At 53.8% G+C, this 2,844-nt stretch carries 2 protein-coding genes and 1 pseudogene; 2 read left to right on the forward strand and 1 reads right to left on the reverse strand.

Annotated elements, in window-relative coordinates; all coding sequences use genetic code 11:
* Positions 1-170: 170 nt before the first annotated feature.
* Both B2W96_RS00585 and namA read left to right on the forward strand, forming a co-directional pair.
* Entirely contained in the window at positions 171-1,106 is a 936-nt protein-coding gene (locus B2W96_RS00585; protein ID WP_293007495.1) for a sensor domain-containing diguanylate cyclase, read from the forward strand.
* A 263-nt stretch (positions 1,107-1,369) separates the two neighbouring features.
* Entirely contained in the window at positions 1,370-2,398 is a 1,029-nt protein-coding gene (gene namA, locus B2W96_RS00590; RefSeq protein ID WP_293007497.1) for an NADPH dehydrogenase NamA, read from the forward strand.
* A gap of 321 nt (positions 2,399-2,719) precedes the next feature.
* Here the strand turns inward: namA and B2W96_RS00595 are convergent.
* A pseudogene (locus B2W96_RS00595) lies at positions 2,720-2,844 on the reverse strand (NAD-dependent malic enzyme); the annotation flags it as partial.

The following is a 2,844-nucleotide window of genomic DNA, read 5'->3' on the forward strand; positions in this document are numbered from 1 at the left end:
AATTTATATTGTAGGAGGATAATTTTCGAATCTTGCGCATATTCCCGATTTGATGTAGAATAAGAGCATTCAGAGAACGGTTAGCAATCGTTTTCATTATTGCAATCGTTTACTTCTGCCGGTAAATGGAATCCTGATGAACCTTGACCCGAACGGAAAAGGATGCTGTTATGCAAGAAATTACAATTATGAATACGTCAATTACGATTGAAAAGCTGTTCGAATCCATGCCGGTGGCCATGATTCTGCTTAACCGAAAGGGTGAACACGTAGCGGTAAATCAGGCGCTTGCGTCCATTAGCGGCTCCCGCAGCGAAGAGCTAATCGGGCGAAAAATTGAAGAACTGAGCAAAGAGAGCGGCAGGAATATTATTCGTGATTTTCATATGTTTGACGCGAATCAGGAGGTCCCGGACCATGAGGTGGTCATTGAGGGAAAAACCTTCTATGTCTCCGTCCGCCCACTGCGGGACGATACAGGATATGCAATTGGGGAAATGGTTGCATTGATGGATATTACCACGACAAAAAAACTGGAGCAAGCGCTGGAGGAGACAAACCGAAAGCTCCTCTACTTGTCGAGATACGATGACCTGACTGGCGTTCTAAACCCGCGCACCTATTACGAAGAGGCCGAAAAAAAGCTATTTTCCGAGCAAGCTTTTCATGCGCCCTGTTCCGTGCTGTTTCTGGATCTGGACCACTTTAAAAGAATCAACGATACCTACGGTCATGGAGCGGGAGACATGGTTCTTTCAAGTACTGCCAAATGCATCCGGCAGGCTTGCAGAAAGCGCGATCTAATTGGCCGTGTGGGCGGAGAAGAATTCTCTCTGTTTCTTCCCGAAACCGACCACAGCGATGCCATGGCCCTTGCCGAAAAGCTCCGCCGGAAAATCGAGCAGATGGAGATTGCGGTGGAAGGAAGTCTGGTGAAGATCACGGCAAGCATTGGCGTGGCTTTAAAAAGTCAGTGTCACCATTCTATTGCGGACATTCAGCGCGAGGCTGACTGCGCCATGTACCGCGCCAAGCAATCCGGCAGAAACAGGGTCTTCAGCTCAAACGATCTCCCTGATATTAAGCGGCAGGAATGCCTTTTTTAACGGCAAACCGGGAATGGTCTGTATACACAGTAATTTTATTTGCACAGCTTTTTAAAGCGGCCATACCCATGGGGATATGGCTGCTTTTTGTCCTTTATGTCTCTCCCACAGTTCATAGTCGGGTGGGCACGGACCGATGCGCTTCTTCCGTGAAATGTCAGGTCTTCCCCCACCTTCTCATTGCATCTATGACCTGTCCGTGCTATGATAGCCATATCATTCAATCACTTTTTTGAGCCTTGCGGCAGAAGGGAGAACGACCTATGAACCTGTTTGACACGCTCACCGTAAAAAACATGACTCTGCGCAATCGAATCGTCATGCCTCCCATGTGTATGTACAGCACCGAAGGTGACGGCGTACCTACGGACTTCCACTTCACCCACTATACCTCCCGGGCCTTGGGCGGCGCGGGGCTGATTATCATCGAGGCCACCGGCGTGCTGCCCGAGGGCCGCATTTCCGACCGGTGCCTTGGTCTTTGGAACGACCAGCAGGCCCAGGCGATGAAGCCGATTGTTGCCGCTTGCCAGAAATACGGGGCCAAGGTGGCCATTCAGCTCAACCACGCGGGGCGCAAGTGCGAGGCCAAGGAGAAGACGATTTTCGCCCCCAGTGCCATCCCCTTCGAGGAAACATCCCCCGTGCCCAAGGAGATGACAGAGGAGGAGATTCGAGACGTGGTTCAGGCGTTCCGCAGCGCCGCGGCCCGGGCGGCCGCCATCGGCTTTGACGCTCTGGAAATCCACGGAGCCCACGGATACCTGCTGAACGAATTTCTCTCTCCCCTTACCAACCGCCGCACGGACGGCTACGGCGGCTCTACGGAAAACCGCTGCCGCTTTCTGCTGGAGGTGCTGCGGGCTGTACACGAGGTCTGGCCCGCGGAAAAGCCCGTGCTTCTGCGCGTCTCCGCCGAGGATTATGAGCCGGAGGGCATTCACCCGGAGGAAATGAGCAAAATTGTGGAGCTGGTGAAGCCGTATATCGACGTGCTGGACGTCAGCTCCGGCGGCGTGATGCCCACGCCACCGACGGCAATCTATCCCGGCTATCAGGTAAGAGCCGCGGAGATTCTGAAGCAGTCCTCCGGCCTGCCCGTCATCACCGTGGGCCTGATTACTGAGGCCCATCAGGCCCAGCAGATTCTGGGCGAGAACCGGGCAGACCTAATTGCTTTGGGCCGCGAGCTTTTGCGGGACCCCTATTGGGTTCTTCACACAGCCCGGGACCTGAACATGGAATACCCCTGGCCGGAGCAGTATGTCCGGGGATTCAAGGCCAGAAAGTAAGGGCGCCACTGGGCGGATTGCCCTTCATTTTGCCTGTCTTTAAAAGCGTCTGTACAATTGGTCGGGGAAACTTTTCAGGCGAAAGCCACGCAAATGAACAGGACAGATTAAAAAGCAGGACAAAGGCCGAAGCCTCTGTCCTGCTTTTATACTTCTTCCACAAAATATCGCACAAAATTTGCCCTGCGGTCGTTTCCCCATTCCTCTGGAAAGTTCCCTTCTGACGGAACTGCCGATGGAAATGGGACAATGCCGCCCTGTCCGGAAAATTTCCGTCTCAGCACTTGCCGTCTCGCAGGAAAGAGCTATCAGGGACGCACCTCAGATGCGGGCAACCCCGGTCCGCCGTGCCGCGCCGGCCACGGCTTTTGCCATCGCCGGGCCTACCCGGGGGTCAAAAGCGGCGGGGATAATATAGTCCTCGTTCAGCTCGTCCCCGGAAATCA

The sequence above is a fragment of the Oscillibacter sp. UBA6647 genome, from assembly GCA_002455655.1.
GTDB lineage: Bacteria > Bacillota > Clostridia > Oscillospirales > Oscillospiraceae > Oscillibacter.

Coding starts and splice junctions, on each gene's coding strand:
- B2W96_RS00585 (WP_293007495.1), top strand. CDS start 171: ATGCAAGAAATTACAATTATGAATACGTCAATTACGATTGAAAAGCTG.
- namA (WP_293007497.1), top strand. CDS start 1,370: ATGAACCTGTTTGACACGCTCACCGTAAAAAACATGACTCTGCGCAAT.